This window comes from Herminiimonas contaminans (assembly GCF_015645465.1).
In the GTDB taxonomy this organism is placed as follows: Bacteria; Pseudomonadota; Gammaproteobacteria; order Burkholderiales; family Burkholderiaceae_D; genus Oxalicibacterium; species Oxalicibacterium contaminans.
Genome location: NZ_JADOEL010000002.1, coordinates 236365 through 261818 on the forward strand (window position 1 = coordinate 236365; position 25454 = coordinate 261818).

Below are 25454 nucleotides of genomic sequence, written 5' to 3' on the forward strand. Positions count from 1 at the left end.
TTGTTTTTACTTGTTATTAGTTGCTGCGCGCCTGACCCAGCTCACGCAATTCAGTATTGAGATTGTGCCGCGCCTGTGCCTCCAGTGCGGCCACCATCATAGGCGTGTAGAACAGGCTGGGGCGTTCCAGAAAGTCTTCTATCACCCGCCCACGTCCATGCCGGAAGTCTTCCTCTGCCACCCATGCATATTCGGAACGTATGGCCGCACTATACACATGATAGATATCTTCATCCGCACCAAGGATGGCGAGGTCCATATCGAGGAATAAAGGCAGGTCGGGAATTTCGGGTGAACTCACGGCATGCATGGCGGTTGCGGCTATGCACTCCATGACAGGCGGGATATGGTATTCGTCGATGTGCATCGCGATCATCGCGCAGCGCGCCCACTCTGCACTGCGCTCTTCATTGTCTTTCAGATGCGTATCGTAGATGACATCGTGGAACCAGATGGCAAATTCCACCATTTCCTTTTGCCGTATCTGTTCCTGATGCTGTTCGGCACGCCGCAGCAAAGCCGAGACATGCGACAGATTGTGATACTTGCGCTTCGGTTCTGAATAGTGCCGCAGCAATTCAGCCCACACCGCATCTGCGGCAGCGGGATCAGCAAAGACAGATGCAGTCACCGTCTGCCATTTTTGCTGCAACCAGGCATGATCTATAGAAGTAGCTGTCGACATCAGGTATCACCTTCATGAAAGATGAAACATCAGGCTGCCCGCGACCGGGTCTTAGGTTGCCCGCCTATCCAGCATCGCACGTGCGATCGTGCCAGCATCCACATATTCCAGCTCGCCACCGACCGGTACGCCACGCGCCAGTCGACTGACTTTCAGGCCGCGCGCTTTCAGCGTTTCGCTGATGTAGTGCGCAGTCGCTTCACCTTCATTGGTAAAGTTGGTCGCCAGTACCACTTCCTGCACGATACCGTCAGTAGCACGGGCTATCAGCTTTTCCAGGTGTATATCCTTGGGGCCTATACCGTCGAGCGGCGACAGGCGTCCCATCAGCACAAAGTATAAGCCTTTGTAAGTCAGCGTCTGCTCTATCATTAACTGATCGCCCGGCGTTTCCACCACGCACAGCAGTTCCGGATTGCGCTCGCCATCAAGACACGTTTCGCATATTTCATGCTCGGTGAAGGTATTGCACATGGCGCAGTGCTGGACCTTCTCCACCGCTTGCGACAAGGCACGACCCAGCATCGCGGCACCATCCCTGTCGTGTTGCATCAGGTGATAAGCCATGCGCTGCGCAGACTTCGGACCGACGCCCGGCAGCCGACGCAATGCTTCAGTCAGGAAATCTAGGCTGGACGGTGTTTTCAATGGCTACGCTTCAAGACTTGATCAGAACGGCATTTTGAAACCAGGTGGCAAAGGCATACCTGCCGTCACACCCGACATTTTTTCTTGCGAAGTGGCTTCAGCCTTGCGCACTGCATCGTTGAATGCAGCAGCAACCAGGTCTTCCAGCATGTCTTTGTCATCTGCCAGCAGCGACGGATCGATGGAAACGCGTTTCACATCGTTCTTGCACGACATCACGACCTTGACCAGGCCAGCACCGGATTGACCTTCCACTTCGATGGCAGCCAATTGGTCCTGCATTTTTTTCATGTTGTCTTGCATTGCTTGCGCTTGCTTCATCAAGCCAGCCAATTGGTTTTTCATCATGATCTTGCTCCTTTAAATAATTCGGATTGAAGGTTGGGAATCTGCGTTTAAATCGGTCGGACCGATCCCGGCACGATGGTCGCACCGAATTCACGCATGAGTTTTTGTACGAAGGGATCTTCCTCCATCGAGTGTTCGGCATCACGCTGACGCTCGGCACGATCAGCAATCGCAGCGGCACTGGCGGTGTGCTCGACGGCACCGATGGTGGTTTGCAAACGCACTGTCTGGCCGAAATGTTCGCACAATACAGCCGTCAATTTTTCTGCACTGCCATTTGCCAGCAAGACATCGACGGCAACCAGCAAGTCGAAGGTAATCAGGTGGCTTTCTGCCGTCGGGCCGCATTTGAGCAATTCACTCTGCAAAGCCAATTGCTGCGCCACGCCGCGTACCGGCAGGACGGCAGCCAGGGCAGGCCAGTTGCCATCCCAGTTCAGGCTCTCTACCGGATGTAACCGGAACGGACGCGGCTCACGTGGCGCAGCAGGTGCAGGCGTCGGTTCAGCGGCAGCTTCCGCTACTGCTGCAGGTTGCGGTTCAGTTTTTTTTTGAGCCACAGGGCTGGAGAATTCTTCGCCATTGCTACCGGCAAACGGCGGCTCATCATCCCACGGCGGTGCAGGTGCCATATCAATGGCTGGCGAGCGGTCCACGACTGCAGGCGCTGCAGGTGCTACAGGTGCGGCCGGAGTCGCGACAGGCGCAGCAACAGCAGGTGCTGCAGCTGCGGCCGGAGCAGATGACGTGCCACCTTTCATACCAGCACGTGCTGCTTCCAGTGCCGCGCGAGCCGGGCTGATTGCTCCGGCCGGACGCGCAGGTGCGCTAGTCGTGGCTGCTTGCGGCGCTGCACTCAGACGTGCCGCGGGTGCAGGTGCCGCCTGGGCCGTTGCTGCAGGAGCCGCCGCAGGACGGGCAACAGCAGGTGTAGGTGCTGCCGCAGGCTTGGCTTCAGCCGGGCCAAAGCCGGGACGGAAAGCCAGCATGCGCAACAAAGTCATCGCAAAGCCAGCGTATTCATCTGGTGCCAGTCCGAGTTCATTCCGACCATGCACAGCGATTTGATAGAACAGCTGTATTTCTTCGGCATCGAACAATCCGGCCAGACGCATGACATCGGCGTACTCAGGCAAATCTTCCGGCACTGCAGCCGGTACCGTCTGCGCCAGCGCAATGCGGTGCAACAAGGAACCAAGGTCTTGCAAGGCTGCGTTGTACGACAGGCTGCGCGTTGCCATCTCGTCGGCGACTGCCAGCAAACCGGCGCCGTCTTTTTGCGCCAGCGCATCCAGCAGGCGAATCAGGAAAGATTGATCCAGCGCACCCAGCATGCCCTGCACTGCATCCAGTGTGACCTTGCCAGCTGCATAGGCGATCGCCTGATCCGTCAGCGACAAGGCATCGCGCATGGAGCCGTGCGCACCTTGTGCCAGCAGGCGCAGCGCGGGTGTTTCGAATTCGATGTTTTCCTGTCCGAGGATATTGTCCAGATGCGAGACGATATGGCCGGGCGGCATTTGTTTCAGGTTGAATTGCAGGCAGCGCGACAGGACGGTGACCGGGATTTTTTGCGGGTCGGTCGTCGCGAGGATAAATTTAACGTGTTCCGGCGGTTCTTCCAGCGTCTTCAGCATGGAGTTGAACGCATGGTTGGTGAGCATGTGCACCTCGTCGATCATATAGACCTTGAAGCGTGCATTCGACGGTGCATATACCGCCTGCTCCAGCAATTGCGCCATTTCATCGACGCCGCGATTGGACGCCGCATCCATCTCTATATAGTCCACGAAACGACCGGCATCAATCGCCACGCAGGCTTCACACACACCGCACGGGGTGGAAGTGATGCCACCATTGCCATCCGGACCTACACAGTTGAAGGATTTGGCCAGGATACGCGACAGTGTGGTCTTGCCGACGCCGCGGGTACCGGTGAACAGATAAGCATGATGCAGGCGCTGATTATCCAGTGCGTGGGTCAAGGCTCGCACGACGTGCTCCTGCCCGACCAGGGTGTCGAAGCTTTTCGGACGATATTTGCGGGCGAGAACTTGATAGGACATAGGGCCGTTCGTGAATAAGGGCAAACCGCATTTTACCTGACACCGGCACCGGATTTACAGTGTTCCTGCTTTCTCCGGTCGCAGCGCGCTATCCCATTGAATAATCACGCTTTTTATTCTGCGTATGGGCACTGTAAATAGATGAAAACTGGCAGATCCGCGCATCTGGCGATAGACTGAAGCTTCCATCCTCTACGGCCAGGCCAGGGAGTGCACCATGCAATGGACTACCCACGAAGTCAGCAACCAGGTTCCGGACTTGCATGACTACAACCTGTACAGCAGCGATACCGTGCTGCAGGCAGCGATACAAGACAGCGCTGCCAGCTGGTATGCACCGGAATTAAAGCATCTGGGTGCCGAACTGGGCTCACAGGAAACATTGCAACTGGGCCAACTTGCCAACCAGCATGTGCCAGAACTGCAAACCCATGATCGTTTTGGCAATCGCATAGACCGCGTCGACTTCCATCCGAGCTGGCATCGCCTGCTGGGCATGCAAAGGCACGCCCAGCTGCATGCCCTGCCGTGGGCGCAGCCACGCGCCGGAGCGCACATCGCCCGCACTGCTGCCTACTATTTGCAGGCGCAGGTCGAATCGGGCTCGCTCTGCCCTGTCACCATGACCTATGCCGCCATTCCGCTGCTGCAACAGGAGCCAGCGCTGTTTGCGACGCTGCAGGAAAAACTGTTTTCGCTGCAACACGATGAACGCGACCTGCCACTGGCTGAAAAGAATTCCATGCTGATAGGTATGGGCATGACCGAGAAGCAAGGCGGTTCCGATGTACGCAGCAACACCACCGTCGCGCGGCCGCTGGAAACCGCAGGACGTGGCCGCGCGTATGCCATCACCGGGCATAAATGGTTTTTCTCCGCACCGATGTGCGATGCGCATCTGGTGCTGGCACGTACCGAAGCCGGGCCATCCTGTTTCTTCGTGCCGCGCTGGCGACCAGACGGCAGCAAGAACACCATCCTGATACAGCGTCTGAAAGACAAGCTGGGCAATCGCTCCAATTCCAGCAGCGAAGTCGAATTCCAGGACGCCTATGGCGTGATGGTCGGTGAAGACGGGCGCGGCATACCAACCATCATAGAAATGGCCAACCACACACGCCTGGACTGCGTGATCGGTAGCGCCGGACTGATGCGCAATGCCCTGGTGCAGGCGATACACCATGCACGCCATCGCCATGCCTTCGGCTTGCCATTGGCCGAGCAAGCGCTGATGCAAAACGTGCTGGCCGACCTCGCACTGGAAAGCGAAGCCGCGACGCGTCTGATGCTGCGCCTGGCGCAAGCAGCGGAAGCGATAGATGATCCGCTGGAACGGGCATGGCGACGCATCGTCACACCGGCCGCCAAATTCTGGGTCTGCAAACGTGCACTTGAATTCAGCGGCGAATGCATGGAAGTCTGGGGTGGCAACGGCTACATAGAGAATGCACCTATGGCGCGCATGTACCGCGAAGCGCCGGTGAATTCAATCTGGGAAGGTTCGGGCAATGTAATGTGCCTGGATGTACTGCGTGCCATCGCAAAAGAAAGCGACGCGTTCAAATTGCTGCTGGATTCATTGCTGGATATCGCGCTGGAACACAAAGGCTTGCGTGAACTCATCGCAGAGTTACGTACCGACCTCGCACTGCCAGCAGCACAGCAAGAGATGCAGGCCAGACGCTTTACGCAGCGCCTAGTGTTGGTGGCACAGTCCTGCCTGATGTTGCAGTCTGCTCCGCCTGCGATTGCCGAGGCATTTGTTAACAGCCGCCTGGATGCGGAATGTGGCCGGGTGTTTGGCGCACTCGCCACGCCGCTGCCGGCACAGGACATCCTGCAGCGTGCATGGCCAGCTTAATAGTTAGCGTGCCGCCAATTCCTGCTCAGGCGTAATCTGCAATGGACCATCGCCGCTAAAGCGATCGAAGAAGAGATAGATCACCGGCGTGATGAATAGCGTAATCACTTGCGACACCATCAAACCGCCGACCACGGCCAGACCCAGTGGTTGGCGCAACTCGGCACCAGCCCCCAACCCTAATGCTATCGGCAAGGCACCGACTGCCGCCGCCATCGTGGTCATCATGATGGGACGGAAACGCAGGATACACGCCGAGCGTATCGCCTCGGCGGGGGTCATACCCTGATTGCGCTGCGCTTCCAGCGCAAAGTCGATCATCATGATCGCGTTCTTCTTCACCAAGCCGACCAGCAGCAAGATACCGATGGTCGCGATCATCGTCAGTTCAAAACCGAATATACGTAGCGTCAACAGCGCCCCGACTGCAGCAGAAGGTAGACCTGCGAGAATAGTAATCGGATGGATGTAGCTTTCGTACAGCACACCCAGCAAGATATAAATCACCACCACCGCCAGCAGCAGCAAAGCCACCTGGCTACCTTGCGATGACTGGAATACCGCGGCGTCACCGGCATAGGAAGTGATGACGCTGGATGGCAATTCGATCTGGCTACGGATCTGGTCTATCTTTGCGGTGGCTTCACCCAGCGGAACGCCGGGAGCCAGGTTGAATGAAATCGTCACCGCCTGCAGTTGTCCCTGATGATTCACCGAGATCGGTCCGGCGGTACGCTCCACGGTCGCCAGGCTGAGCAGCGGCACCAACACACCGGTCTTGGCGCGCAAGTAAATCTTGTTCAGGTCGGCTTCATCCTGCTGCCCTACATTCATGTCCTGCATGATGACGTAGTAGCTATTGTTGCTGGTGTATATGGTCGAGATCTGACGATCACCGTAAGCGCTGTACAAGGCAGTGCGTATATCCTGGATACTGACACCCGCCTCATTCGCACGATCACGATCGATATTCACCACTGCCTGCAAACCCTTGAGTTGCGAATCACTGGTGACATCGATGAAGGCGCGTTCAGCACGCATGCGCGCCTGCATTTTTTCCGCCCAGTCATTCAACTCATCCGGACGCACGCTCTGCATCACGTATTGGTACTGGCTCTTGCTGCTGCGACCACCGAGACGCAAGTTTTGTACAGGTGTCATGTACACCGACAAACCAGGTATACCACTCACCTTGCGGCGCAAATCGCGCAACACTTTGTCCATGGGTTCACGTTCGCTGCGCGGCTTGAGGCCGATAAACATATTGCCGACATTGCTGTCACGCGTACGGGATGTAGTAGTAGCCACGTTCGGATCGTTCTGTACGATCTCGGCCGCCGCCGCAACCAGCTTCACCATGGTTGGGTAGGACGCATCTTCCGGCCCTTCTATCGTGACGCTGATCTGGCCTATGTCTTCAGTCGGGAAGAACCCTTTCGGTATCGTGATGAACAGTACGGCCGTCAACAGGAAGGTCCCGACTGCCAGCCACAAGATACTTTTACGATGGCTGAGCGACCAGTCGAGGCCGCGTGTATAGCCGTCCAGCACGCGATTGAATAATTTCTCGAATGAGCGGCTCAGCCAGTTTTCCTGGGCATGCTCGGCGGGTGTTTCATGCTTGAGGAAGCGGCTGCACAACATAGGCACCAGCGTCAGCGACATTACCGCCGACACCATCACTGCCAGCGAAACGACAGCTGCGAATTCATAGAACAGCAAACCAATCACGCCCGGCATGAAGAAGATAGGAATGAACACCGCCACCAGCGAAATCGAGATCGAGATAATGGTGAAGCTGACTTCGCGCGAACCCTTGAGGGCGGCGGCCAGCGGCTCCATACCATCCTCGATATGACGCACGATATTTTCCAGCATCACAATCGCATCATCGACCACCAGGCCGACTGCAATCGTGATCCCCAGCAGCGAAATATTATCCAGGCTGTAACCCAACCAATACATCAGTGCGAAACAGCCTATCAATGAAATCGGCAAGGACAGCACCGGGATGACAGTTGCCGACAAACGCTTGAGGAAGAGGAAAATCACCAATACCACCAACACGATAGTCAGCAGCAAAGTGAGCTTCACATCATGGATCGCTTCGCGTATCGATACTGAACGGTCATTCAAAACCTGGACATTGATGGACGCTGGCATCTGGTCCTTGAACTGCGGCAGGGTCGCCTTCACCGCATCCACCACCGCTACCGTATTTGCATTCGGCTGACGCTGCACCGCCAGCACGATAGACGGCTCACCATTGACCCAGCTGCCGCTTTTGATCGACTCGACGCTGTCTTCAACGATGGCCACATCGCGCAGGCGTGTGGTCTGGCCATTCCGACTGCTGATAACCAGGTTACTGAATGCTTCGGCATTGCGTAACTGTTTGTTCGCCTGCAACGTGAGGGTCTGGCGTGTACCGTCCAGCACACCGACCGGCGAGTTCGCATTCGATGCGCGCAAGGACTGCGCGACTTCATCCAGTGTCATATTGCGTGCCGCCAGCTCATCCGGCTTGACCTTGACGCGTACCGCGTAACGACGCTGACCATAAACCTGCACTTGCGCCACACCATTGATGGTCGACAGCGACGGCGAAATCAGGTTTTCCGCATAGTCGTTCAGCTCGGACAGGGAAAGCGAAGGTGAAGTCAGCGCCAGCAAGAGGATAGCGGCATCTGCCGGATTGACCTTGCGATAGGCGGGCAAGGCCGTCATCTCTATCGGCAAGCTGCGTTGCGCACGCAACAGCGCCGCTTGCACGTCGACTGCTGCGGCATCGATATCGCGGTTTTGATCGAATTCCAGCGTGATGGAAGTATTACCCAGCGTGCTGCTGGAGCTGATCGTCGACAGGCCGGCGATGGTCGAGAATTGTTTTTCCAGCGTCGTCGCCACCGAGGCCGCCATCACTTCCGGGCTAGCCCCGGGTAAGGTGCCGGTGACATTAATGACCGGTGTGTCGTAACTCGGGAGTGCTGCAATCGGCAATTTGAAATAACAGAAAGCGCCAAGCACGACCACTGCGATCGAAAGCAACACAGTCATGACTGGCCGGCGTATGCAAAGTTCGGAAATATTCACTATGTATTTTGCCCAGGCAAAGTCACGGGGATCAGATATGCAACAAGGATTAAATTAAAGCTTGATCACACGCGAAATATGATCAGGCCAAAAACTAACTCAGGTCGGTGCAGCAGGTGTGGCCGCCGCTTTTTTCACTTCACGGATTTTGGTGCCGGGACGGAGGTTTTTAGTCCCCTCCACTACCACACGGCTACCGGCTTTCACACCGGATACGGCCGCCTGACCATCTTCGATCGCCAGCACTTCTATCTTTTGTTCCTGCACCGTGTCATCCGGCTGTACCACGTAGAGCAATTTATCGACCGGCCCGGTGACCACTGCCTGCGCTGGCACCAGCACCGCATCGGGTACTTCACGCGACACCAGGTTCACGTTGACATAGGCGCCCGGCCACAGCTTTTGCTCGGCATTCGCGAATTCCGCCTTCATGCGTATGGTGCCGCTTTGGGTGTCAGCCAGGTTATCGATGAAGGTCAGCTTGCCGGTCAGGACTTCCTGCCCTGGCAGTTGCGCGTGTACCGGGGCATTGCCTTGCGGATAAGTGGCGCGGATATTGCGCAGCTCGCGTTCCGGCAAGGTAAAGCTGATCATGATCGGGTCTATCTGCACGATGGTCACCATCACGGTACCGGTTGGTTGCGCCAGGCTACCCGGATGGACATTGATGACACCGATGCGACCGGAGATACCGGCGGTGATTTTATTGTCACTCAGGGCAACCGCACTCGACTGGATCGCTGCCTGGTTGGCCTTCACCGTATTGCGCAGCGCTTCCACCTTGTTGCGTGCGGTATCGACCACCGCCTGAGAAACGAAGTTTTTCGATAACAAATCCTGATTGCGCTTCAATACCTGCTCGGCATCGGCCAGGTCGGCCTGCCCTGCCGCCAGTTGCGCCGAAGCCCTGGCCACATTCGACTGGTCGCTGCGCTCATCCAGGGTGAATAAAAGTTGTCCGGCTTTGACGAACTGCCCTTCCTTGACGTGGATGGTGCGGACTATGTTTTGCACCTTGGGACGGACATCAACGGTACTGACGGCGGTCACATAGCCATTTGCAGTCACGGTGATCGGTATGGTCTTTTGCGTGGCGATGACAGTTTTGACAGATTGCGTACCGTCGCCGCCGGATCTGCCGCGCTCAGCTTTGCCACCGAACACCAGATAAGCGGCGCCTGCGACCACTGCGACACCCACGCCTATCCACAGATATTTTTTACTTGCTTGCATAGAGACTACTTATCCTGAGCTGCCGATACGGCGTTTAGAGAGTTAGTTGCAGAGCTGCATCGAAAATTGCATGCGCAAGTTTAACCTTAGCAGGCGTCAATTCGTTAGCGATACCTGCCAAAACCGGGGCGCAAGCCCAGCAAGGACACAAACATACGTGGTCTGCAGGACTAAGGCAAATGAACAATTGTGGATTATTTATCGCGAGTACGACGAAGTGCGATGGAAACGCCGTTTCGAAGCAAGGGGGGATGGCAGTAGCGGGAGGGTGATACTGAACTACGAGGATAATTACAACTATCTATATATAGACGTCTGTAAAGAGGCGAGCCTTGTCTACGGCACTTGCAGGAAATGGCTGTGGCTGCTTCGTTCCCGACCTGACCAGGTTGGCCATGCCACAATGCGCAGGGGCCCGCCGACACGAATTTTAACAGCAAAGGCGCAGTCTGTCCTCTGCGTATGCAGGGATTTCTAAATTTTCCATGGATGACCTGCAGCTCATCTGTTCAGGAACCCAAAAAATAATGGTGCTTCTATATAGATATATAGAAGCACCACTTTTTCTGACATCAGCAACTGCGATGACCGCAGCTATTAAATACCCAGCTCCTGCCAGATCTGGTCGACGCGCTGCTTCACCTCATCGGTCATGGTGATGGTACGCCCCCATTCGCGATTGGTTTCACCCGGCCACTTATTGGTCGCATCTATCCCCATCTTGCTGCCGAGACCACTGACCGGCGATGCAAAGTCCAGGTAATCAATAGGCGTATTTTCTACCAGGGTGGTATCGCGGGTCGGATCGACGCGGGTGGTAATCGCCCAGATCACTTCCTTCCAGTCGCGGATATTCACGTCTTCATCCACCACCACAATGAACTTGGTATACATAAACTGGCGCAGGAAACTCCAGACGCCAAACATGACGCGCTTGGCATGCCCCGGATAAGCCTTCTTCATCTGCACCACCGCCATCCGGTAGCTGCAACCTTCCGGTGGCAAATAGAAGTCGAGAATCTCGGAGAATTGCTTTTGCAGCAAGGGAATGAAGACTTCATTCAGCGCCACGCCCAGTACCGCAGGCTCATCCGGCGGTTTGCCGGTATACGTAGAGTGATAAATCGGATCGCGCCGCATCGTGATGCGGTCTATCGTGAAGACCGGGAAAGAATCCTGCTCATTATAGTAACCAGTGTGGTCGCCATATGGACCTTCCAGCGCATGCTCGTAACCGGATGGATGCGACTCGTCCGGGTAGATGTGCCCTTCCAGCACGATCTCGGCCGAAGCCGGTACGCGCAACTCGCTGCCCAGCGCCTTGACCAGCTCGGTACGGCTGCCACGCAAGAGACCGGCAAACTGGTATTCGGACAAGCTATCCGGTACCGGCGTCACCGCTCCTAATATAGTAGCGGGATCAGCACCCAGCGCGACCGCGACCGGATACGGCTTGCCGCGGTTAACTATACTGTGCTCACGGAAGTCGAGCGCACCGCCGCGATGGGCGAGCCAGCGCATGATGACCTTGTTGCGGCCTATCACCTGCTGGCGATAAATCCCCAGATTCTGGCGTTTCTTGTGCGGGCCTTTAGTAATAACCAGACCCCATGTAATAAGAGGTGCGATATCGCCGGGCCAGCAATGCTGGATAGGCAGGCGTGCGAGGTCGACGTCATTGCCTTCCCACACGATATCCTGGCAAGGAGCACCGCGCAGTTCTTTCGGCGCCATGTCCCAGATCGACTTCACGAGCGAACCCAGGCCCATGATGTCCTTGAAACCTTTCGGTGGTTCCGGCTCCTTCAGCATGGCCAGCACGTGGCCAATTTTGCGTAATTCACTCACATCCGTGGCACCCATGCCGAGTGCGACGCGATGCGGTGTCCCGAAAAGATTGCCGAGCACGGGAATCTTTTGACCGGTCGGTTGCTCGAACAGCAGTGCCGGACCAGCAGCCCGCAAAGTGCGGTCGCAGATCTCCGTCATCTCTAAATAAGGCGAAACCGGCACGTTTATGCGCTTAAGTTCGCCCATTTGTTGCAATTGAGAAATGAAGTCGCGTAAATCAGAATATTTCATATTTTTTTCGCCGTTTTGTACTTTGGACTTGATTATTCAATTAAAACGCCCAAGTACCTGATTCCTTTGGCTTTTACCGGGTCTGGACTAAAAATGTTAGATTCAAAAGTTATAGAATATTGATTTTATAGTGTTGACTTGATATAAACCGCCTCCTACAATTCGCGCAACTTGAAGAGCAGGCCCCGTATTTGAACACCAAACCGGGCAGAAAAGAAACTCTCTTCATTTCACGGGATCGGGGTCCCACATGACATTTTAGGAGTGTTTTCAAAAGGCGCTTAGCCTTCTCCCCGAAAAAGTTGTTTGCCAAGGGCACCGCTGCAGAATGCGCGACCCTATAAGTAACCAACTCCGACGTTTGCCGTACGCCAAGCGACTGCAAACGATTTCTCTGATTCACGGCATGTGCAGGGTTCTACGAAATAATTCATTTGTTTTGTGGTGGAGCCCTTTACTTGCCGCGTCAATCCTGGAGTTTTTAATGTTAAATCGAATTACCTCGGCGATGCGTAAAGCCGCCAAGCAGTCTGCACGACAGGTAATTGCGCATTCAACCGCAATGCGCACTACCAATAACAAAGTCGTCGCAACCGCACGCCACGCCGTCATGGCGCTGGGTCTGACAGCAATCGCAACCCTGGCTTTGATGTTCTTCAAGCCAGAAGTCGCAGAAAAAATCCAAGCCATCTCGCCGTTCTCGGACGCCGTAGCGGCCACACCATCGGATGATGACCTGTCGCCTATCGCTAACCTGATGGATGATCCAGCCTCGGCTGCAATCGAAGATGCCCCCGTCGTTAGCGCCAATCCGGCCATGCTGGGCACCGACGTGCAACAGCAACGCGTAACGCAATGGATCTCCAAGCGCTATCGCGTAGCGAACGACGCCACCAATATGCTGGTCTCGGCGGCCTACCTGACCGCCAAGGAAATCAACCTCGATCCGCTGTTGATCCTGGCTGTGATGGCAATTGAATCGCGCTTTAACCCGTTTGCCGAAAGCCCGGTGGGCGCGCAAGGCCTGATGCAAGTCATGTCTAAAGTGCATCACGACAAGTTTGCTGAAATGGGCGGCACACAAGCAGCGCTGAACCCGGTTGCCAACATCCGCGTCGGTTCGCTGATCCTGAAAGAGTACGTCTCACGCGGCGGCTCGGTAGAAGCTGGCCTGAAACGCTATGTAGGCGCTGCAGGCATGGATAGCGACGCTGGTTACGGCGCCAAAGTCCTGGGCGAGTACGACCGCCTGAAAGCAGTTGCCAGCGGCAAACGTGTTTCCGCTTTTGCAACCATGGCCAGCCGCGCAGCACCAAAAGCGCAGCCAGTCGTGATCCAGGAAAAGTCGGCAGCACTGGAAGACAAGAACACGCAGAAGCTGGATGGCGATAAATTCACTTCGCTGTAATAGCGCTGTAATAGTAGATGCATCAATAAAAAAGGAGCCTCAGGCTCCTTTTTTTACGTCTGCACTATCAGCACATCGACTCAGGATTTCACATGCTGCTCGCGAAATGCCTTTAACCGTGCCACCGCTTCCTGCAGATTCTCCATCGAAGTCGCATACGAAACGCGCACATACTGATGCGCAGTAGACGGACCGAAGTCCAGCCCCGGCACGATCACCACGCCCGCCTTATTCAATATATCCACCGTCAGCTGATCTGCATCGTCAGACCAGGCGCTGCAATCAGCATACACATAGAAAGCACCATCCGGCATGACCGGCACCTTGAAGCCCAACCCTTCCAGCGCCGGTACTATATAGTCGCGGCGGCGCTGGAACTCAGCCTTGCGCGCTTCATAGATAGCCAATGCTTCCGGCTGGAAGCAAGCCAGCCCCGCATGTTGCGCCAGGCTCGATGCGCAGATGAACAGGTTCTGCGCCAGCTTTTCGATAGGCTGCACCAGCTCCGGCGGCACTACCAGCCAGCCCAAACGCCAGCCGGTCATATTGAAGTACTTCGAAAAACTATTAATCACGATGACATCGCTACCCAGCGACAAGGCCGAGAACGGCTCGGCGTCATAGCGCAAACCGTTATAAATCTCATCGACGATGGTAAAGCCCTGCTTGCTACGTACAGTCTCGACGATCTTGCGCAACTCACCCGCCTCTATCGAGGTACCGGTCGGATTCGATGGCGAAGCCAGCAATACACCGCGCGTCTGCTCACACCAGTTTTGCTCAACCATCTCAGCCGACAACTGGAAACGATGCTCGGGACCACTGGCTATCATTTTGGCCCGGCCGTCAAAGGCCGCGACAAAGTGGCGATTGCACGGATAAGACGGGTCCGACATCAGGACTTGCGCATCCTTTTCCACCAAGGCAGCACATGCCAGCAACAAGGCCGCCGAGGCACCCGCCGTCACGATGATGCGCGCAGGATCGACTTCGACGCCATAGACAGTCTGATAATGCGCCGCGATAGCCGACCGCAATTCAGGCAAGCCGGTAGCCGACGTGTATTGCAATTTGCCATCCGCCATCGCGCGCGTCGCCGCGTCTATGACCGGCTGCGCCGCCGTGAAGTCCGGCTCGCCTATGCCCATGTGGATGATGTGTCGCCCTTGCCGCTCCAGCTCGGCCGCCATCTTCGCCAGCTCCATGACATGGAAAGGCGCGATGTTTTGCAGACGGGAGGCAAGTTGTGCGAGATGCGAAGACAAAGCAGATTCCTCAATGAAAACCGCCACCGGCATCCGTTACAGCCTGAAATGAGGCTAACGGAGCAGGTGGCGACCGAACTTACTGACTATATAAATAGCGGAAGTGTGTGATCAGCCTTTGCGTCCGGCGTTGATTTCCACTTCGCGCGCGCTGACAGCAAACTTATCCAGCACGCCATTCACATATTTATGGCCGTCTATGCCGCCAAAGGATTTGGTCAGCTCAACTGCTTCGTTGATGACTACCTTGTACGGGATTTCGATGTGATTCTTCAATTCAAACGCGCCTATCAGCAAAGCGGCGTGCTCTACTGGCGACAACGCCGAAATTTCACGGTCTATCAATGGTGCCAGGCCGGCGCGCAATTCGCCGACTTGCTTGACGGTGCCATACAGCAGCGCGTCGAAATGCTCAGCGTCAGCCTTGTCGAAACCATGGGCCTGGCGGATATGCGTTTCAATCACGCGTACATCTTCATTATTCAGCAGCCATTGATACAGGCCTTGCAAGGCAAATTCACGGGCGCGATGACGCGGCGTACGGTTTTTGCTCGGATTAGCGTGGTCGGTTTTTTGGGTCATGGCTCACAAACAGCGCACCTGCATATATATAGAAGCCAGGCGCGCATCAAAGGTTAACAATACTTGCGCCGCATGCCTGCTGCGCAGTTCTTAAGGTGCAGGATTACTGCTGGTCGTCGGCGGCGTCAGCCAGGTCTTCCAGCGCGATCGTCAGGTTCGCCATTTCAACTGCGACACGAGCCGCGTCCGCGCCTTTTTCTTCCATCCGTGCTTCAGCCTGCTCGTCGGTGTCGGTGGTCAGCACTGCATTCGCGATCGGCAAGCCGAAGTCGAGGCCTACGCGGGTGATGCCAGCGCCGGATTCGTTCGAGACCAGCTCGAAGTGGTAAGTCTCACCACGAATCACCGCACCGATAGCGATCAGCGCATCGAACTGCAGGGTTTCAGCCATTTTGCGCAGGGCCAATGGGATTTCCAGCGCGCCCGGCACCGTGACATGCAAGACATCTTCGTCTTCGACACCCAGGTGTTTCAACTCAGCCAGGCAAGAAGCCAGCAAACCGTGGCATACATCCTGATTGAAACGCGCCTGCACGATACCGATGCGCAAACCCTGTCCTGCCAAATTCATTTCGTAGCTGCCTACTGTCATGGTGTTCCCCTTCATGCGACTAGCGCGTTTAATTCAACTAATTCTTTTCGACTTTACTACCAGCACCAACAAGTTATTGAAATGATTGCTCAATTCAATAAAATTTGAACGAATGTTCAATCGTCTGTGCGCGCTTGATAACCAGTCACTTCCAGATCAAAACCGGCCATCGAAGGCATCTTGCGCTGGTTCGCCAGCAGCTTCATCTTACCTACCGACAGATCCTTCAGGATTTGTGCGCCTATACCGTAGGTACGCAAATCCATATGGGCCGCACGTTGTTGCGGGCGCGTTTCCGGATTGTTCAGTGCCTCGAACTGGGCAAAAAACTCATCGGCCGATTCTTCGCAATTGAGCAAGACCATTACACCGCGCTCGGATTGCTTGATCGCCGCCATCGCCGAAGCCAGGTTCCACGAGTGGGTAGTCGCCTTGGTTTCCAGCCAGTCCAGCACCGACACCGGTTGATGCACACGCACCAGGGTTTCCTTGTCTGCCGAAATATCGCCATGCACCAGCGCCAGATGCGCACCGCCGCTAGGCTTGTCACGATAGACGATAGTCTTGAAGCTGCCGTACACGGTTTCCATCGTACGCTCGCCGACGCGGTCGACGATGGTTTCGTGCTGGCTGCGGTAGTGGATCAGGTCGGCAATGGTGCCGATTTTTAAATCATGTTCTTTGGCGAATTCAATCAAATCCGGCAGGCGCGCCATGGTGCCGTCGTCTTTCATGATTTCGCAAATCACCGCTGCCGGGGTCAGGCCTGCCAGTTCGGCGAAGTCACAACCTGCTTCGGTATGACCGGCACGCATCAGCACACCGCCCTTTTGCGCTTTCAGCGGGAAGATGTGACCCGGCTGCACAATATCGGATGGCTTGGCATTTTTGGCAACGGCGACCTGGATGGTCTTGGCGCGATCCGCTGCCGAGATACCGGTGGTCACGCCTTCGGCCGCCTCGATAGAGACAGTGAAGTTGGTGCCGTAAGAGGTCCCGTTGCGCGTTGTCATCATGGTCAGCGCCAGCTGGTCGCAACGCTCTTCAGTCAGCGTCAGGCAAACCAGGCCGCGGCCGAACTTGGCCATGAAATTGATCGCTTCCGGGGTCACGAACTCGGCGGCCAATACCAGGTCGCCTTCGTTTTCACGGTCTTCTTCGTCGACCAGAATCACCATGCGACCGGCACGCAATTCGGTAACGATTTCTTGGGTAGTTGAAATGGACATAGATAATCTCGGAGTAGGCCGCTATTTTAAAGGATTTGCGCCCTTCCAGACCGCCAATTGACGGATCAATTACACATCCGGCAAGCAAACGGCCAGGCATGGGCTGATTTGACCCATGCAGCAGGTGTTGCGTGCAACACAACCCCCTACCAGGAATCGCCCAACTCCGACAGGTGCGATGCAAAGCGCGCACTCATGAAATCAACAAAAGCCGTCACCTTGGCAGACAGGTTCAGGCGCTCCGGGTAGACCGCATAGATATCCGAAGGCGGCAGACTCCAGTCCGCCAACACCTCGACCAGCCGCCCCGAACGCAAATAAGCCGCCACATCCCATTGCGAACGCATCAGGATGCCATGTCCGGCCAGCGCCCAGGCCAGTGTGGCTTCGCCATCATTGCTGCTCAGCGCGCCACGCACCTTGATGCTTTCCTGCCGCTTGCCACGGTGCAAATGCCAGCTGCCATAGGCGGCATCATTCTCGCGCAACACGATGCATTGCTGTTTCTGCAAGTCGCGCGGTACCGAGGGCTGGCCATGACGCTTGATGTAGGCGGGTGCCGCGCACAGCAGGCGGCGGTTGGAAGCAATCTTGCGCGCAATAATGCGGGCGTCCGGCATCTCGCCTATCCGTATGCCGACGTCGTAAGCCTGGTCTATCAGGTTCACAGGCCGGTCGGACAGCTGCAGCTGCACCTCTATTTCCGGATATTTTGCGATGAAGTCGGATACCGCCGGCACGATGTGTTTGCGCCCGAAACCAAAGCTGGCATTGATGCGCAGCAAGCCTTTGGGCACGGCCCGGCTGCGACTGACGGTACGCTCCAGCTCCTCGATCTCGGACAGGATGCGCGCACCCTCGGCCAGGTAGATCTCACCTTCATGCGTCACGCTCATGGTGCGGGTGGTGCGATTCAGCAAGCGCACACCCAGCCGCTGCTCCAGATTGGCCAGCCGCTTGGTCACCGCCGGCGGCGTCACGCCCAGCTCACGCGCGACCGCAGCCAGGCTGCCCTGCTTTACCAGGACTGAGAAAAACGCCAGATCAGAGAGCTCATTCATTATTAAATTAAAAGAAATAATAGACTGAATAAAGATGAATTATATGCCGCTTTAACAGCTATACAATCCTCTACACGATAAGCCGCCGCCGTCAGGAGTCAACTATGTTAGAAGGGTTTCCAGGATTCGCTGGATTTGAACGACACACCGCAGAAGTCAACGGTGTCAGGATCGCCTACATCAAAGGCGGCAGCGGCCCCGCACTGCTCCTGCTGCACGGTCACCCACAAACCCATGTGATCTGGCACAAAGTTGCCCAGACCCTGGCGCAGCACTACACCGTCATCGCCAGCGACCTGCGCGGCTATGGCGACAGCGACAAACCGCAAGGCTTGCCCGACCACAGCAATTACTCAAAACGCGTAATGGGTGTAGACCAGATCAAATTGATGGCGCATCTGGGCTTCGATCAATTCCTGTTGATGGGACATGATCGCGGTGGCCGCGTCGCCTATCGCATGGCACTCGATCATCCGGAAGTCATACGCAAGCTGGTGGTGCTCGACGTCGCCCCTACCCTCGCCATGTATGAAAAAGCAAATCGCGCCTTCGCCACCGCTTACTACCACTGGTTCTTCCTGACGCGCCCGGCACCATTCCCGGAAACACTGATCAACTCGCATCCGGACGTCTACCTGCAACACACCATCGCCGGACGCAGCGCCGGGATGAAGCCATTTACACCTGAAGCCTATGCCGAATACCTGCGCTGTCTGCGCGACCCGGCCACCATACACGGCATTTGCGAAGACTATCGCGCCAGCGCCGGCATAGACCTCGAACACGAACGGGAAGACCTCGCCGCCGGTAACAAGATACAAGCACCTATGCTGACCTTGTGGGGCAAACATGGCGTGATCGAACAATGCTTCCAGCCACTCGAAGAATGGCAGCACCTCGCCGCCAAGGTACACGGCCATGCGCTCGATTGCGGCCACTACATACCGGAAGACGAGCCGCAGCTCTTGCTCGATGAAGTGCTGCCCTTCCTCTCCAACTAAGCACCAGCCAAGAACACGCACCATGTCTACACGCACGCTATACCAAAAACTGGTGGACTCGCACACAGTCAGCCGTCTCGATACACAGCACGTGCTGCTGTATGTCGACCTGCACATCATGAATGAATACACCAGCCCGCAAGCCTTCGCCGGTTTAAAGGCTCAGGGACGCACAGTGCTGCGCCCGCGCCAGCAACTGGCCGTCGTCTCGCACATCATTCCTACCCATCCTGTACAGGTCGGCCAACGTGTCATCTTCGATCCGCCATCTGCGCTGCAGGCCAGCAACCTGAAAAAGAATTGCCGCGAATACGGCATCAAGCTGCTCGATACCAACGATGCCGAACAAGGGATAGAACACATCATCGCGCCGGAACACGGCTGGGTCCGTCCGGGCATGGTGGTGCTGTGCGGCGATAGCCACACCACGACTTATGGCGCACTGGGCGCACTCGGTTTCGGCATCGGTACCTCAGAAGTCGAACATATACTTGCGACGCAGACCCTGGTCTATCGCCTCGCCGATAACATGCGCATACGCGTCGATGGCACTTTACCTGTCGGCACTTCGGTCAAGGATCTGGTCTTGCTCATCATCAGCCGTATCGGTGCACAAGGCGCACGCGGCTATGCGGTGGAATTCTGCGGCAGCACCATAGATGCACTGTCGGCAGAAGCACGCATGACCTTATGCAATATGGCAGTCGAAGCCGGTGCGCGTGCCGCATTGATACGTCCCGATGCAACGACCTTTGCTTACATCCGCGAACACGCGCTCGAACTCGACGAAGCTGCGTTTGCACAGGCGCAGCAAGACTGGCTGACACTGTACTCAGATCAGGATGCACAGTTTGAAGCTGACCATCATTTCAACGCCACTGAAGTCGCACCCTACATCACCTGGGGTACCAGCCCGGATCAGGCGATACCGGTCGACGGCCACATACCGGACACCGCACACAACGACAACAAGGCACTGCACTACATGGGCTTGTCCGCTGGCGCATCCTTGCTCGGCATGCCGATAGAACGCGTCTTCATCGGCTCCTGCACCAATGGTCGCATCGAAGACTTGCGTAGCGCCGCCAGCATCATCGCCGGTCGCCATGTCGCCAAAGGCGTACGTGCAATGGTGGTACCAGGTTCCGGTACAGTGCGACGCCAGGCCGAACAGGAAGGCCTGGCCGATATTTTCATCAAAGCCGGTTTTGAATGGCGCCAGCCAGGTTGCTCGATGTGCCTGGCAATGAATGACGATGTGCTGACACCGGGTGAGCGCTGTGCGTCGACCACCAATCGTAACTTCGAAGGACGCCAGGGACGCGAAGGCCGCACCCATTTAATGAGTCCGGCGATGGCGGCAGCAGCAGCGATACGCGGCTGCATCTCGGATGTACGTGAACTGGATAAGGAGCTGGCCCATGTCTGACGCAACATTAATGCAAGGAGTCGCAGCACCATTGTTGCTGGCCAATCTCGACACCGATCAAATCATGCCCAAACAATTCCTGCGCATCATCGACAAGGCAGGTCTGGCGCAAGGTGTACTGTACGACTTGCGCTTTCATCCGGATGGCAGCCCGCGCCCGGACTTCATCCTGAATCAGTCCGACTTCCGCTCCAGCAAGTTCCTGGTCGGCGGCCCCAACTTCGGTTGTGGTTCCAGCCGTGAACATGCAGTCTGGGGACTGCAGCAACTAGGGATAGAGGCCATTATTGCGCCCAGCTTCGGTGAAATTTTCTTTGGCAATGCATTGAATAATCGCCTGCTGCTGATCGCACTCGAAGAAGAAAAAATCGCAGCATTGTTAGCCGACATGGATGATGGCAATCATCAACTGACGATAGACCTTGATGCGATGACAGTCAGCAGTGCACAGCACAGCTTCCCGTTTACGCTGGGAGCTCGTCACCGTCAAATGATAGTTGAAGGGCTGGACATGATAGGTGCGACCATGCAGCTATTACCCGAGATAGAACGCTTCGAGGCCGGACACGATGCGCGCTACCCATGGGCCAAGGTATTGCCCGCCGCCTAAGCAGCAAGCCACACAAAATCAGGGCAAGTCCCGCACGATCTGATAATCCTTGTCGCTGACCGGGACAAAGCGCGTCACGTTCAGTTTGCGCATCAGATTTTCATTCGCATTGCCACCGCTATCGAGGAAGACGCCTATGATCTTTTTCTTGATATCGGCGCACAAGCGACTGCGCAAGACAAAAGGATTACGCGGGATTGCGGCCGAACGCCACAGCACCCGGAAGTCTTCTTTTTTGACGCCACTGTTTTCTATCGGCATCGCCAGGCTGGCACTGGAAATGAAAGCAGCATCTATCTTGCCCTTCTTCAGGTTTTGCATCGACTGATCGTGCGCACCGCTATATATCAACTGACCAAAGTATTTTTCCAAAGGCGTCTGGATCACGCGAGGAAAAACATGGCGCGGTATCAAGGCGCCCGAAGTGCTATCCGGATCAACCAGCGCCACGCTCCTGCCACGCAATGATTCTATGGTCTGGTATGGACCATTGCTGCGCACAATCAGGACTGAGTGATAGAAGGTGTCTTCTTCGTTCTGCCCCGGCATCTTGCGCGACACCGTCGCAAAGGCAGTGATACCCGGGTCCTGTTTTTTCGCCGATACATAAGCAGCAGGCCCCAGGCGTGCCAGATCAACCGCGCCCGACAATAAATCCTCTATCACAGCGCCATATGAAGTCGGCATCACCACCTCCACCGGTATCCCGAGTGCAGTCTGCAAATCGGCAAACAAGGGCTTGAGTGAGGCCACATCTTTTTGCAAATCACTTTGCGGCACCAGCGAAAAATGCAGACGTGCTGGTCGCTCGCATTCAGCGGCATATACCGATGTCGTCAGCAATAACAGACCCCAAGCCAGGGCGCGGAACATATCGCTTATGGTGTGCATGTAATCTCCCCTATGTAGGCGTGAACCTGCCACGACGCAAAATCTCGACTATTCCAGCGGCTTCTACCGGCCGCTTGAAATAAAAACCCTGCACCTGATCGCAACCCGCTGTCTTCAGGTGCACCAATTGCTCCTTGCTTTCCACGCCTTCGGCAACGACCTGCAAGCCGAGGTTATGTGCGAGCGAAATGGTAGATGCGACAATCACCGCATCACTATTGTCATTGCGGATATCGCGGACGAATGAGCGATCGATCTTGATCGCGTAGATAGGTAGTTTCTTCAGATTCTTCAAACCGGAAAAACCGGTGCCATAATCGTCGAGAGCAATTCGCAAACCGTTCGCTTTCAACTGCTCGAGTACGCGATTCGCGGTATCGAAGTCTTCGATGAAACAACCTTCAGTAATTTCTATTTCCAGCAATTCGGGTTCTATCTGATAGCGCGCCAGCGTATCCATCACGGTTTCCAGCAAGGCGCTGTCTTTCAGCTGCTTGGGCGAGACATTGATCGCAACCGGCACCAAAGGCAGACCCGCAGCCCGCCATTCGGCTATCTGTCTGCAGGCAGCATCGATTACCCAACGGCCCAGCAACACGATCAGGTCATTGTCTTCCGCCAGTGCGATGAAGTCGTTAGGGAAAATCAAACCATGTTCCGGATGCTGCCAGCGCACCAGTGCCTCCAGACCAACCAGGCCGAACTCCTGCAACTCCACACGCGGCTGGTAGTGCAGGCAAAACTCATCATCACGTATCGCACGCTTGAAGCGTGTCAGCAATTCCACGTCACGTGCCGACGATGCATTCAGCGAACTATCAAAGAAGCGATAGGTTCCGGCCCCGGCTGCTTTCGCGTTATACATCGCTGCGTCAGCATGGGTTAGCAGGGTCTCCACGTTTTGTCCGTCACGCGGATACAGCGCGATACCTATGCTCGGGCTGATTTCAATATCGTGGCCATCGAGGTCAGGGAAAGGCGCACGTACCACCTCCACCAGCTTCGCTGCAACCTTGGCGATATCGTTTTCAGATGTCATTTCCGAAATCAGCATGACGAACTCATCACCACCAAGACGGGCCAGCAAATCGTATTCCCGCAGCGATTCGCGCAAACGGCGCGCCACGCCCTGCAGCAGCAGATCGCCCACGGCATGACCCAGCGTATCGTTGATCAACTTGAATTTATCGAGATCGAGAAAGAACATCCCGTACAACTTGCGACTACGCCTCGCGCGTGCCAGTTCGGCGGCAGCCAGTTCATAAAACAGCATGCGGTTGGGAATGCCAGTCAGGTAATCATGCGAAGCCTGCAGCAGCGCACGTCCTTTTTCTTGCTCCAGTTGCCCGATCAGACTGCGTTTTTCCTGTTCTGACGCGGCCAATACGTTGTACAGGCGACGCTGGCGGTATGCGATCACCAACAAACCAAACATCAACAAGACTACCGCGATCGAAACCACGATTGCCCGCTGCAGGTAATCGCGATGCCGCGCGGTCAGGCGTGCCATTACATAGCTTTGGTCGCGGGTGACGACAACCGTAAACGGATAACTGGCCAACATGCGGAACACGGCAATTTCCTGCTCTGCTGCACCAGGCCGGTTGGCGCTGATTACGCCCTCCTCATCCTGACCCAGCAGGAATTTGCCGTAATCCGACCCGGCATAGTCGACACCGGCAGCCAGGCCCGCGCCGTTTAGTTCAGCCAATTGGTATGCGTCACGCGTCAGGATCTCTATGCGACCGCCATGACCCAGATGAATGTCCTTATACAAACGCAAAAAATAGCCGAGATCGATTACCGCTGCCAAAAATCCTTGCTGCCGGTCTGCTGTTGCAAATGGAATCACAATCGGTACACGCCATGCCGAGCTATCGCTAACCGATGGCCGCCCTACTATCAGCTGGATATCATTCCCGCTCGCTAATGACTTTTCTTGGACCGTCTGTACCAGTTGCATCAGCTCTGGTTCCGACTGGCGGTTGGCGGATGATTGCAGCAGCCTGGCTTGCCCGTCAAAGATTGCTATCCGCAGATAAGCCGGGTCGCCACTGAGTAAAGGTTTGAGTTGCAGCTCGGAGAAGCGCTCCTCTTCCATCATGGAACGCCCTATCCTGGCGTAATGGCTGGCGCGCTCCAATACCTCATTGAGATTGGTGGCGACAATGGATGCGATATTCTGACCGTCTGAAATCGAGCTTTCCAGCACCAGCTCTTTCTCATGCGCCATGCGTGACAAAGTGCCCCACCAAATGATCGCCAGCATCGCGAACGCCAGCAAAAAGGTAACGGGAACCAGACCTTTTTCCCCGAGGATCAGATTATTGCCGTGCTTTTTCAGGAAGTGGAGGACGGATTGCAAGGTGGCGGATGCGAATATGAATGACGCGTGGATGCTGGATGAATGGCGCTGTGAGCGCAAAGTTGCTGTTGGCCAATGTTAGTCAGCAAACATTTCAACTTAATGACAATTGCCCCAAGTCTTGTGCCGGATGAGGCTAGAGCACCACAACTGGCAAAGGCAGCGAGCGGGATTCTATGTCGGATAGGGAGCAGCGTCCATCTGGGTGACAGTCTGGGCATGATGCGATCAGACAGGAAAAATTTTTACCTGACCACTGCCGCTGTCATCGTACTGTCATTTTCGGTCTGTACAGTACACCTGTTTGCCACACTCCACTATAGGTTTGGGTGAACGCAACACCAGCCTGCCTCCTCACCGATGCGGGCTTTTTTTATTTCTGCGTGACTTCGCTTGCGGCTGCCGCCGTTTACAGTCGGCCGCAGAATTCGTAACAATTGTAAGCAGATGAATACTTTGCTTAAATATCTCTGGCAGAGGCTATATAGTTTAGCTATCAACACTCTCAACACTCAACACCATGAAACGTCTACTTTTAGCCTTGGCCGCAGTTGCCGTCACCAGCAGCGCAGTCGTACCTATGCAAGCGATGGCGCAAGTCAGCGTCAACCTGAATATCGGTACCGCTCCGCCACCACTACGTTATGAACAAGTGCCGCCACCACGCAGTGGTTACGTATGGGCACCGGGTTACTGGAACTGGAATGGTCACCAGCACGTATGGGCGCAGGGTCACTGGGTAACGGCTCGTCCTGGCTACGTCTATCACCGCCCGGAATGGCGTCAGGATAATGGGCGCTGGTATCTGCAGAATGAGAGATGGCAGCAAAGCCGCTACGACCGTCCGCATCATAAAGACAAACACTATGATAAGCACTACAAGGACAAACATTACAGGGATGATCACGGCTATCACTGCCCACCGGGACAAGCAAAAAAAGGTAACTGCTAATCCAGGAACCTGAACCCGAACACAACACAGCACGCCTGCGAGCCACTCTCAGG

Annotated in this window: 20 protein-coding genes and 1 other RNA gene; 6 read left to right on the top strand and 15 right to left on the bottom strand. The window is 55.7% G+C overall.

Annotated features, from left to right (window positions below; all coding sequences use genetic code 11):
* Positions 1-16: 16 nt before the first annotated feature.
* Genes IXC47_RS03480 through IXC47_RS03495 form a run of 4 tightly spaced genes read right to left on the bottom strand, consistent with a single transcriptional unit; the run spans position 17 to position 3747 of the window.
* Complete coding sequence (locus IXC47_RS03480) at positions 17-685, bottom strand: HD domain-containing protein (RefSeq protein ID WP_195874708.1); 669 nt, start codon at positions 683-685, stop codon at positions 17-19.
* Between the two features lie 51 nt (positions 686-736).
* A complete protein-coding gene (recR, locus tag IXC47_RS03485; RefSeq protein WP_124573697.1) occupies positions 737-1333 on the bottom strand; it encodes a recombination mediator RecR in 597 nt (198 codons plus the stop codon).
* Positions 1334-1354: 21 nt separating this feature from the next.
* Positions 1355-1681, bottom strand: a complete 327-nt coding sequence (locus IXC47_RS03490) for a YbaB/EbfC family nucleoid-associated protein (RefSeq protein ID WP_175625507.1) — start codon at positions 1679-1681, stop codon at positions 1355-1357.
* Between the two features lie 47 nt (positions 1682-1728).
* Complete coding sequence (locus IXC47_RS03495; protein ID WP_195874709.1) at positions 1729-3747, bottom strand: DNA polymerase III subunit gamma/tau; 2019 nt, start codon at positions 3745-3747, stop codon at positions 1729-1731.
* Positions 3748-3964: 217 nt separating this feature from the next.
* Here IXC47_RS03495 and IXC47_RS03500 point away from each other — a divergent pair, with 217 nt between their 5' ends.
* Positions 3965-5608, top strand: coding sequence for an isovaleryl-CoA dehydrogenase (locus tag IXC47_RS03500; RefSeq protein ID WP_195874710.1), 1644 nt, complete (start codon positions 3965-3967; stop codon positions 5606-5608).
* A gap of 3 nt (positions 5609-5611) precedes the next feature.
* Here IXC47_RS03500 and IXC47_RS03505 read toward each other — a convergent pair whose 3' ends face one another.
* The 4 genes from IXC47_RS03505 to ubiD form a co-directional block, all read right to left on the bottom strand.
* Positions 5612-8701: an efflux RND transporter permease subunit gene (locus IXC47_RS03505; protein ID WP_195874711.1), complete on the bottom strand. Its 3090-nt coding sequence runs from the start codon at positions 8699-8701 to the stop codon at positions 5612-5614.
* A gap of 99 nt (positions 8702-8800) precedes the next feature.
* On the bottom strand, positions 8801-9934 hold the full coding sequence (locus tag IXC47_RS03510) for an efflux RND transporter periplasmic adaptor subunit (RefSeq protein WP_195874712.1): 1134 nt from the start codon (positions 9932-9934) through the stop codon (positions 8801-8803).
* A gap of 321 nt (positions 9935-10255) precedes the next feature.
* Positions 10256-10354: signal recognition particle sRNA small type (ffs, locus tag IXC47_RS03515), an RNA gene on the bottom strand.
* A gap of 177 nt (positions 10355-10531) precedes the next feature.
* Positions 10532-12016, bottom strand: coding sequence for a 4-hydroxy-3-polyprenylbenzoate decarboxylase (ubiD, locus tag IXC47_RS03520; protein ID WP_175625502.1), 1485 nt, complete (start codon positions 12014-12016; stop codon positions 10532-10534).
* Positions 12017-12500: 484 nt separating this feature from the next.
* Here ubiD and IXC47_RS03525 point away from each other — a divergent pair, with 484 nt between their 5' ends.
* Positions 12501-13424 carry a lytic transglycosylase domain-containing protein gene (locus tag IXC47_RS03525; protein ID WP_195874713.1) on the top strand — a complete coding sequence of 308 codons (924 nt, stop codon included), beginning with the start codon at positions 12501-12503 and terminating at the stop codon, positions 13422-13424.
* 80 nt (positions 13425-13504) lie between these two features.
* Here IXC47_RS03525 and IXC47_RS03530 read toward each other — a convergent pair whose 3' ends face one another.
* From IXC47_RS03530 to IXC47_RS03550, 5 genes are all read right to left on the bottom strand, one after another.
* A complete protein-coding gene (locus IXC47_RS03530) occupies positions 13505-14722 on the bottom strand; it encodes a pyridoxal phosphate-dependent aminotransferase (protein ID WP_195874714.1) in 1218 nt (405 codons plus the stop codon).
* A 78-nt stretch (positions 14723-14800) separates the two neighbouring features.
* Positions 14801-15271: a transcription antitermination factor NusB gene (gene nusB / locus IXC47_RS03535; RefSeq protein ID WP_012080191.1), complete on the bottom strand. Its 471-nt coding sequence runs from the start codon at positions 15269-15271 to the stop codon at positions 14801-14803.
* Positions 15272-15374: 103 nt separating this feature from the next.
* Positions 15375-15863: a 6,7-dimethyl-8-ribityllumazine synthase gene (gene ribH, locus IXC47_RS03540; RefSeq protein ID WP_124573688.1), complete on the bottom strand. Its 489-nt coding sequence runs from the start codon at positions 15861-15863 to the stop codon at positions 15375-15377.
* 116 nt (positions 15864-15979) lie between these two features.
* The gene (ribBA, locus tag IXC47_RS03545; RefSeq protein ID WP_195874715.1) at positions 15980-17092 is read right to left on the bottom strand and encodes a bifunctional 3,4-dihydroxy-2-butanone-4-phosphate synthase/GTP cyclohydrolase II; all 1113 of its coding nucleotides are present in this window, start codon (positions 17090-17092) and stop codon (positions 15980-15982) included.
* Between the two features lie 146 nt (positions 17093-17238).
* On the bottom strand, positions 17239-18153 hold the full coding sequence (locus IXC47_RS03550) for a LysR substrate-binding domain-containing protein (protein WP_195874716.1): 915 nt from the start codon (positions 18151-18153) through the stop codon (positions 17239-17241).
* 104 nt (positions 18154-18257) lie between these two features.
* On the opposite strand from IXC47_RS03550, the gene IXC47_RS03555 reads away from it, so the two are divergent.
* Genes IXC47_RS03555 through leuD form a run of 3 tightly spaced genes read left to right on the top strand, consistent with a single transcriptional unit; the run spans position 18258 to position 21193 of the window.
* Positions 18258-19154, top strand: coding sequence for an alpha/beta fold hydrolase (locus tag IXC47_RS03555; RefSeq protein ID WP_195874717.1), 897 nt, complete (start codon positions 18258-18260; stop codon positions 19152-19154).
* 22 nt (positions 19155-19176) lie between these two features.
* Positions 19177-20583, top strand: coding sequence for a 3-isopropylmalate dehydratase large subunit (leuC, locus tag IXC47_RS03560; protein WP_195874718.1), 1407 nt, complete (start codon positions 19177-19179; stop codon positions 20581-20583).
* Positions 20576-21193 carry a 3-isopropylmalate dehydratase small subunit gene (leuD, locus tag IXC47_RS03565; protein WP_175625495.1) on the top strand — a complete coding sequence of 206 codons (618 nt, stop codon included), beginning with the start codon at positions 20576-20578 and terminating at the stop codon, positions 21191-21193. Before leuC ends, leuD begins: the two co-directional genes overlap by 8 nt.
* 18 nt (positions 21194-21211) lie before the next feature.
* On the opposite strand, the gene IXC47_RS03570 is transcribed toward leuD, so the two are convergent.
* Both IXC47_RS03570 and IXC47_RS03575 read right to left on the bottom strand, forming a co-directional pair.
* On the bottom strand, positions 21212-22084 hold the full coding sequence (locus IXC47_RS03570; protein ID WP_175625494.1) for a phosphate/phosphite/phosphonate ABC transporter substrate-binding protein: 873 nt from the start codon (positions 22082-22084) through the stop codon (positions 21212-21214).
* A gap of 10 nt (positions 22085-22094) precedes the next feature.
* The gene (locus IXC47_RS03575) at positions 22095-24449 is read right to left on the bottom strand and encodes a putative bifunctional diguanylate cyclase/phosphodiesterase (protein ID WP_326838360.1); all 2355 of its coding nucleotides are present in this window, start codon (positions 24447-24449) and stop codon (positions 22095-22097) included.
* Between the two features lie 520 nt (positions 24450-24969).
* Between IXC47_RS03575 and IXC47_RS03580 the strand changes: the two genes are divergently transcribed.
* Positions 24970-25401, top strand: a complete 432-nt coding sequence (locus IXC47_RS03580; RefSeq protein ID WP_175625493.1) for a YXWGXW repeat-containing protein — start codon at positions 24970-24972, stop codon at positions 25399-25401.
* Positions 25402-25454 lie beyond the last annotated feature (53 nt).

Excerpts from the sequence above, each read along its gene's own strand:
- IXC47_RS03480 (WP_195874708.1), bottom strand. The coding sequence starts at position 685 with ATGTCGACAGCTACTTCTATAGATCATGCCTGGTTGCAGCAAAAATGG.
- IXC47_RS03490 (WP_175625507.1), bottom strand. The coding sequence starts at position 1,681 with ATGATGAAAAACCAATTGGCTGGCTTGATGAAGCAAGCGCAAGCAATG.
- IXC47_RS03495 (WP_195874709.1), bottom strand. The coding sequence starts at position 3,747 with ATGTCCTATCAAGTTCTCGCCCGCAAATATCGTCCGAAAAGCTTCGAC.
- IXC47_RS03500 (WP_195874710.1), top strand. The coding sequence starts at position 3,965 with ATGCAATGGACTACCCACGAAGTCAGCAACCAGGTTCCGGACTTGCAT.
- IXC47_RS03510 (WP_195874712.1), bottom strand. The coding sequence starts at position 9,934 with ATGCAAGCAAGTAAAAAATATCTGTGGATAGGCGTGGGTGTCGCAGTG.
- ubiD (WP_175625502.1), bottom strand. The coding sequence starts at position 12,016 with ATGAAATATTCTGATTTACGCGACTTCATTTCTCAATTGCAACAAATG.
- IXC47_RS03525 (WP_195874713.1), top strand. The coding sequence starts at position 12,501 with ATGTTAAATCGAATTACCTCGGCGATGCGTAAAGCCGCCAAGCAGTCT.
- IXC47_RS03530 (WP_195874714.1), bottom strand. The coding sequence starts at position 14,722 with ATGCCGGTGGCGGTTTTCATTGAGGAATCTGCTTTGTCTTCGCATCTC.
- nusB (WP_012080191.1), bottom strand. The coding sequence starts at position 15,271 with ATGACCCAAAAAACCGACCACGCTAATCCGAGCAAAAACCGTACGCCG.
- ribH (WP_124573688.1), bottom strand. The coding sequence starts at position 15,863 with ATGACAGTAGGCAGCTACGAAATGAATTTGGCAGGACAGGGTTTGCGC.
- ribBA (WP_195874715.1), bottom strand. The coding sequence starts at position 17,092 with ATGTCCATTTCAACTACCCAAGAAATCGTTACCGAATTGCGTGCCGGT.
- IXC47_RS03550 (WP_195874716.1), bottom strand. The coding sequence starts at position 18,153 with ATGAATGAGCTCTCTGATCTGGCGTTTTTCTCAGTCCTGGTAAAGCAG.
- IXC47_RS03555 (WP_195874717.1), top strand. The coding sequence starts at position 18,258 with ATGTTAGAAGGGTTTCCAGGATTCGCTGGATTTGAACGACACACCGCA.
- leuC (WP_195874718.1), top strand. The coding sequence starts at position 19,177 with ATGTCTACACGCACGCTATACCAAAAACTGGTGGACTCGCACACAGTC.
- leuD (WP_175625495.1), top strand. The coding sequence starts at position 20,576 with ATGTCTGACGCAACATTAATGCAAGGAGTCGCAGCACCATTGTTGCTG.
- IXC47_RS03570 (WP_175625494.1), bottom strand. The coding sequence starts at position 22,084 with ATGCACACCATAAGCGATATGTTCCGCGCCCTGGCTTGGGGTCTGTTA.
- IXC47_RS03580 (WP_175625493.1), top strand. The coding sequence starts at position 24,970 with ATGAAACGTCTACTTTTAGCCTTGGCCGCAGTTGCCGTCACCAGCAGC.